The 14,959-nt window shown below is 49.4% G+C and carries 13 protein-coding genes; 2 read left to right on the top strand and 11 right to left on the bottom strand.

Annotation, left to right across the window (positions count from 1 at the left end; all coding sequences use genetic code 11):
* Positions 1 to 72 precede the first annotated feature (72 nt).
* Genes DYA43_RS02250 through rppH form a run of 5 tightly spaced genes read right to left on the bottom strand, consistent with a single transcriptional unit; the run spans position 73 to position 5,352 of the window.
* Positions 73 to 924, bottom strand: a complete 852-nt coding sequence (locus tag DYA43_RS02250) for a thymidylate synthase (protein ID WP_020332083.1) — start codon at positions 922 to 924, stop codon at positions 73 to 75.
* A gap of 9 nt (positions 925 to 933) precedes the next feature.
* Positions 934 to 1,749, bottom strand: a complete 816-nt coding sequence (gene lgt / locus DYA43_RS02245) for a prolipoprotein diacylglyceryl transferase (RefSeq protein WP_020332082.1) — start codon at positions 1,747 to 1,749, stop codon at positions 934 to 936.
* Positions 1,750 to 1,780: 31 nt separating this feature from the next.
* The gene (locus tag DYA43_RS02240; RefSeq protein ID WP_020430552.1) at positions 1,781 to 2,575 is read right to left on the bottom strand and encodes a sulfite exporter TauE/SafE family protein; all 795 of its coding nucleotides are present in this window, start codon (positions 2,573 to 2,575) and stop codon (positions 1,781 to 1,783) included.
* 9 nt (positions 2,576 to 2,584) lie between these two features.
* Positions 2,585 to 4,831: a phosphoenolpyruvate--protein phosphotransferase gene (gene ptsP / locus DYA43_RS02235; RefSeq protein WP_061056181.1), complete on the bottom strand. Its 2,247-nt coding sequence runs from the start codon at positions 4,829 to 4,831 to the stop codon at positions 2,585 to 2,587.
* Between the two features lie 2 nt (positions 4,832 to 4,833).
* Positions 4,834 to 5,352: an RNA pyrophosphohydrolase gene (gene rppH / locus DYA43_RS02230; protein WP_020332079.1), complete on the bottom strand. Its 519-nt coding sequence runs from the start codon at positions 5,350 to 5,352 to the stop codon at positions 4,834 to 4,836.
* 619 nt (positions 5,353 to 5,971) lie between these two features.
* Here rppH and mutH point away from each other — a divergent pair.
* Positions 5,972 to 6,637, top strand: coding sequence for a DNA mismatch repair endonuclease MutH (gene mutH, locus DYA43_RS02225; RefSeq protein WP_061056180.1), 666 nt, complete (start codon positions 5,972 to 5,974; stop codon positions 6,635 to 6,637).
* Positions 6,638 to 6,654: 17 nt separating this feature from the next.
* Here mutH and DYA43_RS02220 read toward each other — a convergent pair whose 3' ends face one another.
* Positions 6,655 to 6,960 carry a DUF6482 family protein gene (locus tag DYA43_RS02220; protein WP_061056179.1) on the bottom strand — a complete coding sequence of 102 codons (306 nt, stop codon included), beginning with the start codon at positions 6,958 to 6,960 and terminating at the stop codon, positions 6,655 to 6,657.
* 191 nt (positions 6,961 to 7,151) lie between these two features.
* On the opposite strand from DYA43_RS02220, the gene DYA43_RS02215 reads away from it, so the two are divergent.
* Positions 7,152 to 8,186, top strand: a complete 1,035-nt coding sequence (locus DYA43_RS02215) for an NADP(H)-dependent aldo-keto reductase (RefSeq protein ID WP_020430547.1) — start codon at positions 7,152 to 7,154, stop codon at positions 8,184 to 8,186.
* 39 nt (positions 8,187 to 8,225) lie between these two features.
* Here the strand turns inward: DYA43_RS02215 and DYA43_RS02210 are convergent, their stop codons facing one another.
* The 5 genes from DYA43_RS02210 to brnQ form a co-directional block, all read right to left on the bottom strand.
* Entirely contained in the window at positions 8,226 to 8,477 is a 252-nt protein-coding gene (locus tag DYA43_RS02210) for a hypothetical protein (protein ID WP_020332074.1), read from the bottom strand.
* A gap of 519 nt (positions 8,478 to 8,996) precedes the next feature.
* Complete coding sequence (vpsR, locus tag DYA43_RS02205) at positions 8,997 to 10,331, bottom strand: cyclic-di-GMP-binding transcriptional regulator VpsR (RefSeq protein WP_020332072.1); 1,335 nt, start codon at positions 10,329 to 10,331, stop codon at positions 8,997 to 8,999.
* A 268-nt stretch (positions 10,332 to 10,599) separates the two neighbouring features.
* Complete coding sequence (gene lysS / locus DYA43_RS02200; RefSeq protein WP_061056178.1) at positions 10,600 to 12,132, bottom strand: lysine--tRNA ligase; 1,533 nt, start codon at positions 12,130 to 12,132, stop codon at positions 10,600 to 10,602.
* A 32-nt stretch (positions 12,133 to 12,164) separates the two neighbouring features.
* Positions 12,165 to 13,263, bottom strand: a protein-coding gene (prfB, locus tag DYA43_RS02195; RefSeq protein WP_100268275.1) for a peptide chain release factor 2 whose coding sequence is annotated in 2 segments (ribosomal slippage) — positions 12,165 to 13,187 and positions 13,189 to 13,263 — 1,098 coding nt in all. Because the reading frame shifts where the segments join, the coding sequence is not laid out codon by codon here.
* 174 nt (positions 13,264 to 13,437) lie between these two features.
* Positions 13,438 to 14,751, bottom strand: a complete 1,314-nt coding sequence (gene brnQ / locus DYA43_RS02190) for a branched-chain amino acid transport system II carrier protein (protein ID WP_061056177.1) — start codon at positions 14,749 to 14,751, stop codon at positions 13,438 to 13,440.
* Positions 14,752 to 14,959: the final 208 nt, after the last annotated feature.

Genomic DNA, 14,959 nt, shown 5'->3' with positions numbered 1-14,959 from the left:
CTTCGGGGAGCTTTTTTGTTTTCTGCAACCATAAAAAACGCCGGCACAGCCAGCGTTTTTACTATCTCATCACTACACCGAAAACGGATATTGAATCGGATCGTGGAACTCGTAACCGGTCACTTCAAAATCATCCAACGTTACCCAAGTTTCCAAATCGTGTAGCGATTTGATTTTCGGGTTGATGTGGAACTGAGGCGCAGCCAGTGGCTCACGTTTCAGTTGTACATCACGCATTAATGCCAGTTGATCTTCATAGATGTGTGCGTTAACGATCTTATGAAACGCCTGACCCGGTTTCTTACCCGTGATCTGCGCCATAATCGCCAGGAACACATAGACCTGAACCATGTTAAAGTTCAACCCCAGCGGGACATCACACGAGCGTTGCGTACTATTGAGATACAGGGTGTCGCCAAGCAGCGAGAAGTGGTGGCTGTACATACAAGGACGCAAGCAGCCCATATGAAACTCACCCGGGTTGTAGAAATTGAGAATTTCGCCGCGATCATCAACGCCACGCGTCAGGTCATCGACAATTTTCTTCAACTGGTCAATATGACCGCCATCCGGCTTAGCCCACGCGCGCCCCTGTACTCCGTATACACGGCCCATATCGTCTTCACCTTTACGGTGCGGGTTGTTGAGCCACGCGTCATTCAGGTTAGCATTGGCATCCCAGGTTTTGGTGCCCAGTGCACGGAAATCCGCAGCATTATCATAACCGCGAATGTAGCCCAGCAGCTCAGCCACCGCGGCTTTCCAGAAACTCTTACGTGTCGTCACCAGTGGAAACTGGTTATTGGCCACATCATAAGTTAAATCGGCATTGATCACGGTCAGGCAACGTTTGCCTGTCCGCTCATTTTCCACCCACACACCTTCATCGACAATGCGCTGGCAAAGATCTAAATACTGTTTCACTTCGAACCCTTACTTTGCGGCGACGCTGTCTTTATACAGGCCACGTTTGTAAGCCCATACCATCAGCAGCACGCCAGCAATAATCATTGGTGTTGAAAGGATTTGTCCCATTGAGATGATACCGCCGAACAGGCCTAATTGGGCATCCGGCTCTCGAACAAATTCAACCAGGAAGCGGAATGTACCATATCCGGCGAGGAATAGCCCGGCTACCGAACCCAGCGGACGCGGCTTCTTAATGAACCAATTGAGGATCAGGAATAGCACAATCCCTTCTAAAACAAATTCATACAGTTGTGACGGATGGCGAGGCAGCGGTCCTGCATTCGGGAAAATAATCGCCCATGGCACATCCGTGACACGTCCCCACAGTTCACCGTTCATAAAGTTGCCCAGACGGCCCATGCCAAGACCAAACGGCACCAGCGGCGCCACAAAGTCGGCCACACCAAAGAAGGTGCGCTGATTTTTATGTGCGTACCAGAACATAGCGGAGATCACACCCAGCAGACCGCCGTGGAACGACATGCCACCAGTCCAGACTTTAAACAAGTAAAGAGGATCGGCTAAGAACAGATCGAAGTTATAGAACAGCACGTAACCGATACGGCCACCAATGACCACCCCCAGGAAGCCGGCAAACAGCAAGTCGGAAACCTGCTCACGAGTCCAGCCGCTACCGGGTTTGTCAGCACGACGGTTCGCCAGCCACATGGCAAACATAAAACCAATCAGATACATCATGCCGTACCAGCGCACAGAAATCGGCCCAATAGAAACTAAAACGGGGTCAATGTTTGGAAATTCAAGATAGCCCTGAGACATAAATAGTGTTCTCTTCTCTTTTAAAATCAGATCATTGCATCAACATGGTGATGGCAACGAACATAAGGAATACCGCGAAGAAACGTTTAAGCACCTTAGTTGGCAACTGAGTTGCCAGCTTGGCACCGATACGAGTGGTTAGCATGGAGGTGGAAGCAATTGCCACCAGCGCAGGTAAATACACATAACCCACACTGTACTGCGGCAGGCCTTCAGCATGGTAACCGTGCAGAACAAAGCCCAGCATGCCGGAGATAGCAATCATAAAACCGCATACCGACGACGAACCCACAGCCTTACGCATTTCCACACCATGATGATTGAGGAAGGGCACCGACAGCGAGCCGCCACCAATACCCGCCAGACTCGACACCACACCGATACCGCCGCCGTACACAGTGGTCATCACCGCTCCGGGCATCGGCTTGGTGTGCGTGGCACGAATGGAGCGAAACATTTGCAGCGCCAGCACCAGTACAATCACGCCAAACACCTTCGGCAGGTACTGATTGGGGATCCACTCTGCAATCACCGAACCGAGAAAACCGCCAACCAATACACCAGGCAGCAGCCATTTGACGACAAACATATCCACGTTGCCGAGTTTGAGATGATTGAGTGCCGATGAGCCCGACGTGACGATAATCGTCGCCAGCGACGTTGCCAGCGCAAGTTGCATCACAATATCAGGGGAAATACCTGCCTGAGGCAGCAGAAACAGTAATGCCGGTACGACGACCAAACCACCGCCGATGCCCAGCAAACCTGCCAGCACACCGACTACCGACCCTAACACCAACAACAGGGCCATTAATTCGATACTCACATTCTGTTCCTATTTTTTTCCCGCTCTCACAAAGCCGGCGAAGCCTTTGTCTTCGAAGTGTGTGAGCATCATATTATAGATATCATGACCGTACGGTTGCATCAGCGCTTTGTCAGCAAGTACGCGCAAATCGTTTAAATCAGAGTGACGCACTAAGTACTTCACCCGCGCGACGTTCGACGTGTTCATACTTAAGGTGGTGTACCCTAACCCAATCAACAGCAAAGAGCCAATCGGATCACCCGCTAACTCACCGCACACACAGACGGGAATCTGGTACTGCTCGCAGGTTTGTTGAATCTGCTTCAATGCCATGACCACCGCCGGGTGCATCGATTCATAGACATCAGCCACACGGGAATTGTTCCGGTCAACGGCGAGCAGATACTGAGTTAAGTCGTTAGTGCCAACGGAAACAAAGTCAATTTTGTCGGCAATCAGTGGCAACAGATACAACATTGATGGCACTTCCACCATGATGCCGATTTCCGGCATCACCACCTTATCATCCAGTTTGAGGGTTTCCTCATACGCTTGGTGAATCAGTTTCAGCGCATCATCGAGCTCTTTGGTGCCTGAAATCATCGGCAGCAGAATGCTGAGATTGTTGTATCCGCTGCTGGCACGCATCATCGCCCGTAATTGGATCAAAAAGATATCTGGGTGATCGAGAGTAAAGCGAATCCCGCGCCAACCGAGGAACGGATTGTCCTCTTCTATCGGCAGATATGGCAGAGGTTTATCGCCGCCGATGTCCAGCGTACGCATCACCACCCGCTTGCTCGGGTAGGCTCCCAACACCGTGCGATATTGCTGAATTTGCTCCTCTTCCGACGGGAAACGGTGCTGCAACAAGAATGAAATTTCAGTCCGGTACAGCCCTACGCCATCCACGCCCTGGTTGATAGCAATATTGGTATCAGCACTCAAGCCCGCATTGAGCAGCAATTCGATGCGTTTACCATCTTGTGTAAACGCCGGTTCCGAAATGGCTTCGTTAACCATTTTCGACAGCTCTCGTTCTTCGCTGGCTAACGCGCGATATTCAGAGAGGATCTGCTTGGCTGGCGAGATAAACAGCTTGCCGCTGTAACCATCGACAATGCCCTTTTTACCGTTGATCTGTTTGAGGTTAACTGACACGCCCATGATGGCGGGAATGCCAAGCGCGCGCGACAAAATGGCAGCGTGCGAGTTGGCCGCCCCTTCGAGCGAGACGACAGCCAGCAGTTTATCTTTAGGTAAAGCCGCCAGAATGGACGCCGTGAGTTCACGCACGACCAGAATAATAGGCTTGTCCAGCTGTTGCTGCTCATGCTCAGTGTTGTAGAGGAAAAACAGCAGACGCTGACCAAGCTCACGCACATCCTGAGCACGCTCACGCAAATAAGCATCGGACATGCGGGCAAAACGGTTGGAATAGGTTTCGACCACCTGACGCAGTGCCCAGTCGGCGCGATCGCCTTTTTGAATCTGCGCTTTAAGATCTTTACGCAGCATCGGATCGTTCAACAGGTGGGTAAACAGATCGAAGATCGCCAGCGCTTCTTTGTTGATTTCGCTGTCGAGCTTCTTACGCATCTTGCGAAAATCACTCAGAGCATTTTCAATGGCGCGCGTCAGCCACTCGTGCTCACGCTCGATATCCAGCGTCGACGCCGGATAAACATCCGCAAGTTGAGGTTGTGAGTCATCCCACCAGAGTTCGCCAATCGCGACACCAGAAGAAGCAGGAATACCGCTGATGGCTTGCTGCTTTTTCGTCAGCAGCCAGTGACCTTGTGTTTGCGCATGTGCAACGATCACCGCCAGCTGCGCTGCCAGCGTGACCAGGAAAGAGACTTCCATCTCACTGAACAGGCGCGGTGATTTCTGCTGAACAACCAGCACACCTAACACTTGTTTGCGGTAGATAATCGGAGTGCCGAGAAAAGAGTTATACACCTCTTCGCCCAGCTCTTTGAAATATTTAAAATTGGGGTGTTTAGACGCTTCAGCCAGGTTGATGGGTTCGGCAGAACGCTTCACCAAACCAACCAGACCTTCATCGAAATCGATCAGAATTTTGTCGCCTTTGAATTTCAGACCTTGAGTAGCCATCAATTCCAGGCGATGCATCTCTTCGTTTGCTAAATAGACAGTACAACATTCAGTATTCATCGCACTGCATGTCTGTTTTACAAAAATATCCAACGCCTGATAGACATCTTCAACTTTTGAAACCTGTTCAACTATATCCCTTAGCTGAGAGAGCATCTCTATCCTCTTCGATTTTTGCGCTTACCTTTTACTTTACGTTCTTTAAACGGCATCGCCAATGACGCAAATTCTTTCATCGCCCGACGATAAACGTCACGTTTGAAAGAGACCACTTGTCTCACCGGATACCAGTAACTCACCCAGCGCCAACCATCAAATTCAGGGGCATTACCACGCTGCATGTTGATTTTTGATTCATCACATTCCAGACGCAGTAAGAACCATTTCTGTTTTTGTCCAATACAGACAGGCTGCGAATCCCATCGCACCAAACGTTTTGGCAACTTGTATCTTAGCCAATGCCGACTGGTCGCAATGATTTTGACGTCCTTCTTCGTTAAGCCAACCTCTTCGTAAAGCTCCCGAAACATCGCCTGCTCAGGAGATTCACCCTCATCAATTCCACCTTGCGGGAATTGCCATGAGTGTTGCCCGTATCGTTTCGCCCAGAATACCTGACCATGGTTGTTACAAATCACAATACCCACATTGAGTCGGTAACCATCGCCATCTATCACTGGCAAACCTCTAGTAAAATCTTAATTGCTTTGATTTTTCCACATATCCCCAACGGGAGCAAACTTACTAATGTGATTCACACGATATTTATTGCGGATAACATTCAAATTGAATAAGTTTTGCTCAAAACTTAAGTTATCAACAGAAGAGTGCGACATAGACCACATTTATTCACGTTTTCTGTGAATAACCATGTGCAGAAGCTCGTGAACTGTGCAAAAAATCCGTCATACTAGTCACATCGCATTGCTATCACCAGCAGAAAAAAAAACAAATTTATTGTTAAAAATCATAATTTAAAACATAAATCAGCGAATAAGCTTGATTGAAAAATGATGAAAGATCATTCGCCCACTTAAAGCGCTCAAAGATCCACCAATCACGCTGTTATCCACACACATTGGAGAAAATGCGCTTTTCCAGCACACTAGCCTCCCAGCGAATCGTACAAAAACCCCTGTTTATGCATACATATCACATTAATTTCGTTTACTTTAGTGACTCAACTGTGGATAACTCGTTAATAGTAGATCTTTTACTCACATTGATCATTCTTTCTCCACGATCCTCACCCGCCGAAAATTTGCTACAATCGCCTTTTTTCTAACGGCACTTTTTATGAAACCAGAACCCCAGAGCGAACAAGAACTGCTAGAGCGCGCGCAACTCATTGCGGGAGCGAACTTTGCGGATCTGGCCAGTGAAGCCGAAATGACAGTGCCGCCCGATCTACGCAAAGATAAGGGCTGGGTTGGTCAATTACTGGAATGGCATTTAGGTGCCTGTGCCGGGAGCAAACCTCAGCAGGACTTTGAGCAACTGGGGATTGAACTTAAAAGCATCCCGATCAGCTATAGCGGGAAGCCGCTGGAAACCACCTTCGTCTGTGTTGCGCCACTGACCGGAGTGCACGGCCTGACTTGGGAGCAAAGCCATGTGCGCAACAAACTGTCGCGCGTGCTTTGGATACCGGTTGAAGGCGAGCGGGAAATCCCGCTGGCTGAGCGCCGAGTGGGCTCCCCTTTAATCTGGAGCCCGTCTGCGGAAGAAGAAGCACAGCTCAAAGCGGACTGGGAAGAGTTGATGGAATTTATCGTGCTGGGTAAAGTATCCGAAATCAGTGCGCGCCACGGAGAGGTGCTGCAACTGCGCCCCAAAGCTGCCAACGGTCGGGTGAAAACCGAAGCCTATGGCGCAAATGGCCGGCCAATCCAAACCTTGCCGCGCGGTTTTTACTTACGCACCCAGTTTACTGCCCGCATTCTCGAGACCTACTACGCCTGAACCGCATCGATTGATGACTAACGCAGCGGTAACGGAATATCGCTGAACTTCTGACTCCCGGCGAAACCACACTCCTCATATGAGCAACTCATACGCAAATAAGCCTGAGTCAGCCCCAAACGCGACAGCTGAGCTTTGGCGGCATTCAATGACGAAAAATGCAGAGGCTGACCTCTGTCGAGCAGCGGCTCGATATGGTGTTTCACCTCAACGCCCAGCGTATAATGAGTCGCATCAGCACACCCAATGACGTAGGCTTTAGGCGGAACAAAGCCCGGTTTGTGTGCCGCGTTCATCCACTTGTTGAGTTGTCGTTTATGCATCGCTTCACCTCCTGTTACTCAGTGTAGTCGAGCATTTCAATAGCTCCAGCCCTTGTTCCATCGCTACCGAATGACACAAATTTCATTTCCTTTCCGACCATTTCTTCGCTTATAGTGAAATTCATATCAAAAGCCGCTTTAGTTTCAATAAGCTATAAGTGGTGTGTTCCGAACACAAACAAGGAAGTGCTATGCAATATACCAAACTGCCTCACTCGAGCCTTGAAATCAGTAAACTGTGTCTTGGTACCATGACGTTTGGCGAGCAGAATACGCAGGCTGAGGCCTTCAGCCAGTTAGACTATGCGCTGGAGCGTGGCATTAATTTCATCGACACGGCAGAGATGTATCCGGTACCCCCAAAAGCCGAAACTCAGGGTAAAACCGAAGAGTTCATCGGGAACTGGTTGGAAAAATCCGGTAAGCGTGAAAAAGTCGTTCTGGCGACCAAAGTCGCGGGGCCACGCAACGTTCCCTATATCAGAGAAAATATGGCGCTCGATCATCGTCATATTCATCAAGCGATCGACGACAGCCTCAGCCGCCTGAAAACCGACTACATCGACCTTTATCAACTGCACTGGCCACAACGCCAGACCAATACCTTTGGTCAGCTCAATTACCCTTATCCGGATCAGCAGGAAGAAGTCACTCTGATTGAAACTCTGGAAGCGCTCAGTGATTTAGTCCGCATGGGCAAAGTGCGTTACATCGGTGTGTCCAACGAAACACCGTGGGGGCTGATGACGTATCTGCGTCTGGCTGAAAAACACGACTTGCCGCGTATGGTCTCGATTCAGAACCCCTACAACCTGCTCAATCGCAGCTTTGAGGTGGGCTTGTCTGAAATCAGCCACTATGAGGGTGTCAAACTGCTGGCTTATTCACCAATGGCATTTGGCGTGCTCAGCGGCAAATACCTCAATGGCGCCCGCCCGACGGGTGCGCGTTGCAGCTTGTTCGAACGTTTTCAACGCTACTTCACGCCACAAGGCTTGAAGGCGACGGAAGCGTACGTCAATCTGGCCAGAGAGTTTGGCCTCGATCCAGCCCAGATGGCGTTGGCGTTTGTTAATCAGCGTCCGTTCGTGGCTTCCAACATCATCGGCGCCACCAACCTGCAACAGCTGAAATCCAACATTGATAGTCTGGAACTTGAGTTGAGTGAAGAGTTACTGCTTAAGATTCAGGAAATTGGCACACTCTACTCCAATCCCTGCCCTTAGGGTTTAAGCGGGGCTGGCGCAGCAGCCAGCCCCGCTTGTTTACGTCGGTATTCGCGCACTTAAGACACGACGGATATGACGCACACGGCGGTCCGCTTTGATCGCATCAGGTACGCTGCTGCCCATTGGACGACCGTCCACTTGCAAGCCGATATCTTTCAGTAAATGTTCGTTGTGCCATGGAATATCAAATGCACTACGACGTACTTTTCGTTTCCATTCACGTTCTTCACGACGCAGATCAGCACGTACCAATAGAGTGGCTAGTTGTAGATAAACAGAATGACGCATGATTTTTCTCCAGTTTAGAAAATTAAGACTGGAAAAATGGCGCTACTTCGCTGAATTGATTGGGATTACCCCTGCTAGCTGCCATTTTCCGCAGCCTGTCAGAGGTTACGGATTAATTAGATATCTTTGCTCTTGTTATCATCGCAACGACGATCGGCAGACATGGGTGCTGCGGTCGCGGTAGATGAACCGTTAATAGAAGCGCAAAGGGTATGAATCGATACGAAATGTTTCATAATGCGCCTCCAAGCAAAAATCATTAATCCAAAAAGAAGTGTGTTTTCAGTGAGCTAGACTCACGGTTAAATTCTATGCAACTGAGTATTATCTTCAACCTTTAATTAACACTTAGCGAAAAAACAACCAATATCGCCAGCATTTTGCGTAATAACAGAAAGATATAATGTATTCATCGGAGTAATAACCAAATATGCAACATATTTGTTTGTGTTCATGCCATGCCAACCCGATATTGTGTGCTGAAATGAACAAGCCACCCGTAGGTGGCTTGGCTAAGCATCAGAACGTGCCGTCGGTAATCAAGTTATGCTTGTTGAGCAAACGGTACATAGTCGCGCGGGATACCCCCAGCTCTTTCGCCGCTGTCGAGACTTGTCCTGAATGTGACTCCAATACCAGCAGCAATGCATCACGCTCCGAACGTTCGCGAATGCTTTTCAGGCTGCGTTTGCCATCGCCGCGCTTTGGCAAATCCAGATGTGCCTCTTCCAGCATGATAGTATCGGACATCAACACAACCCGTTTAAGTTGGTTCATCAACTCACGAACGTTACCTGGCCAGTGGTAACGAGTCAGCGCGCGCATTGCGTCTTCCGAAAAGCTGCGAGCTTGTGCGTTGTACTCTTTGGAGTATTCCCGCAAAAAATGCTTCGCCAGTACCGCAACATCCGCCGCGCGCTCTTTCAGACTCGGCACATTGATGCGCAGCACGTTAATGTAGTGATAAAGCTCTTCATTGAAATCGCCGTCGATTAGCGCTTTCTCAATGTCCGATGAATTCGCGGCCAGCACTCGAACATCAACAGCTTTACTGCCATTTGACGTATCTACCGTACCTTCCTGCAGAAAACGTAGGAGGTTCAGCTGTTGGCTTTTAGGCAGCGTCAGAATGTCATTGAGCAGCAGCGTTCCGCCATCAGCTTGCAGCAGCAACGGCGCGACAGAATCATCATCACAACCAATACCAAACAGCTCACATTCAATCCGCTTTTCTGACATGGCTCGGCAGTTAACCGAAACAAACGGCTTTTGCGAACGAGAAGAGGTTTTATGAATGGCCTTCGCTACGGTTTCTTTACCAGAACCATTTTCACCGTAAATCAGAATGCTGACGTCCGTCGGCCCGATACGTTTAATTTGGTCACGCAAACGCTTCATCGGGATCGAGTCACCAATCAGCCCCATGTCTCCGTTGGAGCCATAATGCGGCCAGACTTTTTTCTCAAGCTTTAACATGCCAAGCTGGTGGCCAATTGTGCTGAGTAGTTGAGTGTCCGGGATCGGCGCGGTAAAGAAGTCGATACAGAAGTTCACAATGAACTGGCAAATCGTATCGGAACTGAGCTGAGATTCGCGAATAAACGCCAGCCAGCGAACTTGCTTATGGCTGCTCACCAGATTCGCAATGCCATTGAGGCTAAATTCATCATGGCTTAAATCGACAATACCAATACATGGCCCTGTTTCAGCAAACAGCAGATCCGCTTTGCGCAAGTCCGCACACTGAGTACATCGCCACCCCACTTGTTCTAATACCGAAAGCCACGGCTCGTAGGTACCACCAACGACGATTAACGAGCCTGGCACGGAGTCCATACGGAATTGAGTGCCCATCAACTGAATCCTTATTGTTATAAAATTATTTTGCAGTGCTACTTATTTGGCACCTTCACCACTGACGTTACATTAACGAGACTTGTGGTTAGAATCTGTCTCAAATGTAAGACTAGAAAGGAATTAGAAAACTTTCTACTACCGCTCAGGATTAAGCCACATCCCTTGGCAAATAAACAGTGGGGATAACCCCTCATATATGGAAGTTATTACTGCTTAAATAAAAAAAGCCGCCATAAATGGCGGCTTTTGAACTCACTATCAGCAATTATAGTTGAGGACGCATCGCTGGGAACAAGATCACATCACGAATGGTGTGAGAGTTGGTGAACAGCATCGCCAGACGGTCGATACCGATACCTTGGCCTGCGGTTGGTGGCAGACCGTGTTCCAGTGCAGTAATGTAGTCTGCATCGTAGAACATCGCTTCGTCATCGCCCGCATCTTTTGCATCTACCTGAGCCTTGAAGCGCGCATCTTGGTCTTCCGCGTCGTTCAGCTCAGAGAAGCCATTTGCAACTTCACGACCGCCAATGAAGAACTCGAAACGGTCAGTGATGAATGGGAAATCATCGTTACGACGTGCCAGTGGAGAAATGTCCGCTGGGTAGCCAGTGATGAAAGTTGGCTGAATCAGTTTAGGTTCAGCCGTTTCGCCGAAGATCTCTTCCAGCAGCTGGCCACAAGTCCAGAACGGTTCCACTTCAACATGAACAGATTTCGCAATCGCCACCATGTGCTCACGATCCTGCACTTTATCGTAATCCAGAGCTTGGATTTCAGCGTGGTTCGGATTGTAGTGTTTGATCGCTTCCAGCATGCTCATACGTGCGTACTTGCCGCCAAACTCAACCATTTCATCGCCGTAAGGCATTGAAGTTGAACCCAGCACGTTCATCGCAACCGTGCTCAGCATCTCTTCAGTCAGATCCATCAGATCTTCGTAATCAGAGTACGCTTGGTAGAATTCCATCATGGTGAATTCTGGGTTGTGACGAGGAGACAGACCTTCGTTACGGAAGTTACGGTTGATTTCAAACACACGGTCAAAACCACCGACAACCAGACGCTTCAGGTACAGTTCTGGCGCGATACGCAGGTACATATCGATATCCAGAGCATTGTGGTGAGTCACGAATGGACGTGCAGAAGCACCACCCGGGATCACGTGCATCATTGGCGTTTCCACTTCCAGGTAACCCTTAGAAGTCATGAAGCTACGGATTGCACTCACCAGCTTAGAACGAATGATGAAAGTGTTACGTGAATCTTCGTTCACGATCAGATCAACATAACGCTGACGGTAACGCATTTCCTGGTCGGTCAGACCGTGGAATTTTTCTGGCAGAGGACGCAGTGCTTTGGTCAGCAGCTCGTACTCATCCATGTTCACGTACAGGTCACCTTTGCCGGATTTGTGCAGCGCGCCTTTCACACCGATGATGTCACCGATATCCAGGCCTTGATACTGCTCTTTAAGCGCTTTTTGCACATCTTTAGATGCGTAAGCCTGAATGCGGCCTGAAGTCTCTTGAATAACCAGGAATGGACCACGTTTTGCCATTACACGGCCTGCGATGGCAACAACATGATTCAGCGCTTCCAGTTCTTCTTTGCTCTTTTCACCGAACTCAGCTTGCAGATCACCCGCTAGGCTGTCACGACGGAAGTCATTTGGGTGACCGTTCGCCTTACAACTCTTACGAATGTGCTCTAACTTGCTGCGACGCTCTGCAATCAGTTTGTTTTCTTCTTGCGCGATTTGTTCTTGATTCGTTTCGTTTTGAACAGCATCAGTCATTTTGCATGTACCCTGTTTTGTCGGTAAAAAGCTTAAAGACCTGATTTCAGGCTAGCTTCGATAAATTTGTCTAAGTCACCGTCAAGAACCGCTTGTGTATTACGGTTTTCAACGCCGGTACGTAAATCTTTGATTCGAGAATCATCTAACACGTATGAACGGATTTGGCTACCCCAGCCGATGTCCGATTTCGCGTCTTCGTTAGCCTGTTTCTCAGCGTTCTGCTTTTGCAGTTCAAGCTCAAACAGTTTCGCACGAAGCTGTTTCATCGCCTGATCTTTGTTCTTGTGCTGAGAACGGTCGTTCTGACACTGTACAACGGTGTTGGTTGGAAGGTGGGTAATACGTACCGCAGATTCCGTGGTGTTAACGTGCTGACCACCCGCCCCCGAAGCGCGGTACACGTCGATACGCAGATCCGCCGGGTTAATGTCGATCGCGATGTTTTCATCAATCTCTGGGTAAACAAACGCAGACGCAAATGACGTGTGACGGCGACCGCCTGAGTCAAATGGTGATTTACGAACTAAGCGGTGAACACCGGTTTCTGTACGCAGCCAACCGTAAGCGTAATCGCCGACGATGCGAACGGTCGCCGATTTCAGGCCAGCCACGTCACCTTCCGATACCTCGATCACTTCAGTTTTGAAGCCCTTGGCATCTGCCCAACGCAGGTACATACGCAGCATCATGGATGTCCAGTCCTGCGCTTCCGTACCGCCAGAACCCGCTTGCAGGTCCAGGTAGCAGTCAGAGGAGTCGTGGTCGCCGGCGAACATGCGGCGGAATTCCAGCTGTTCCAGCTTAGTTTCCAGCTCGTCCAGTTCAGGGCCGATTTCGTCGAATGTTTCCTGGTCTTCGGCTTCAATCGCCAGTTCCAGTAAACCTTCTACATCATCGACACCTTGATCCAGCTGGTTAATGGTTTCAACAACCGCTTCCAGAGCTGAACGTTCTTTACCCAGCGCTTGTGCACGCTCAGGTTCGTTCCAGACATCCGGTTGTTCAAGTTCTGCGTTGACTTCTTCTAGACGCTCTTTCTTGGCGTCATAGTCAAAGATACCCCCTCAGGACGTTTGTGCGCTCTGACACATCCTGAATGCGGTTTTTAATTGGATTGATTTCAAACATGTTTGATTTTGACTTTATGAATAGAATTTAACCGCAGAATTCTACTGAAAAATGTGACGAAGATACAGGAAAAATTCGCCTCTCTGCGCAGGGTTTTTATCTGCTCAGACGGAAAATCGCCGCAAATAAAAAAGGCGGATGACACCGCATCCGCCTTTGCTTTCAATCTAACAATTAGGCTGTTTTCTGTTGCAGCTCTTCGCGCACAGAACCGGCAACGAAAAACATACACACCAGTGCCGCGAAGGTTGGCAGCACCCAGCCCATGCCAACATCAAACAGTGGCAGAACTTCAAATGCTGAAACATCAATGCCGACGACTTTCGCCGCATCGATCAGTGCGAACAGGAACGCCACCAGCGTGACGACGCGAAATGCCGCTTTCGGGTTTGGCAGTTTATGACGCACGAACGCCAGCAGAACCAGAGCAATCGCCACTGGGTAAAGGGCAACCAGAACCGGAATAGACAGTGCGATCAGTTGTGCCAGACCTACGTTAGCCACAATTGCACACGCCACACCGTTGATGACAACCCAGGCGCGGTAAGGCACTTTAGTCAGCGAACTGAAGTAATCTGAACACGCCGAGATCAGGCCAATTGCGGTAGTCAGACACGCCAGCAGAACGATAGTCGACAGAACCACCTGGCCGTATGGGCCAAACAGCGCCTGCACGTATTGGCTCAGAATGAAGCCGCCGTTGTCTGCACCGCCTGCAATCGCCGAGCTGGTTGCGCCGAGATAGAACAGAGACACGTAAACCGATGCCAAACCAAATGCAGCAATGAACGCTGAGCTGATGAGATACTTGGTCGTGGCACGCGCTTCAGTGATACCTTTGCTGCGCAGCGCGTCAACAATCAGCATACCGAACATCAGTGCCGCCAGAGTATCCATGGTGTTGTAGCCTTCCAGGAAACCTTTGGTGAACGGTTGAGTCGCGTATGGACCAGACGCTGGCATCCACTCGCCTTGCGGATCCATAAACACGCCCACCGCCAGAACGATCAGGCCGATGAACAACGCTGGCGTCAACAGTTTACCGATCAGATCGATCAGACGACCTTGTGACCAGGAAAAAAACATCGCGACAACAAAAAACAGTACTGAGAACGCAGTCAGATGCATTTGCGAAGTTTCAGCAAACAGCGGGCTGACCGCCATTTCATATGCCACCAGACCTGTACGCGGAGCCGCAAAAGCTGGACCGATAATGATAAAAATCAGCACCGCAATCAGAGTGGCTACTTTAGCCGGAAGATCTTTCGTCAGGTGTTGCCAGCTACCACCAGCAATCGCCACCGCGATGATCGAAACCAGAGGAAGGCCCACGGCCGTGAGCAGGAAACCGCCCATCGCTGGCATCAGGTTTTCGCCCGCCATCTGGCCGGCCAAAGGAGGAAAAATGATGTTCCCTGCGCCCAAAAAGAACGCGAAAAGCATAAAGCCTAAAGCGGCAATATCTGTTAGTTTTAACGTCTGCTTCACAGATAACCCTTATTAAAATGTCATGAATGTTGTGTATGCATTAGGCGGGGAATCTTAAGCTCCCAACCTTAAATTAGGGGGCGAATAATGACGAAACCATTGGCTTTTCGCAATAGCAAAGCCAAAAACACTACATTAATTTATAATCTTCGCCAAAAAGCAGTGAAATCCACCGATTGTTAAAAAATAGACAGAACGATATTTCGAT

It is taken from the genome of Vibrio fluvialis (assembly GCF_900460245.1).
Classification (GTDB): domain Bacteria; phylum Pseudomonadota; class Gammaproteobacteria; order Enterobacterales; family Vibrionaceae; genus Vibrio; species Vibrio fluvialis.
This window is presented reverse-complemented; position numbering and strand designations above follow the sequence as displayed.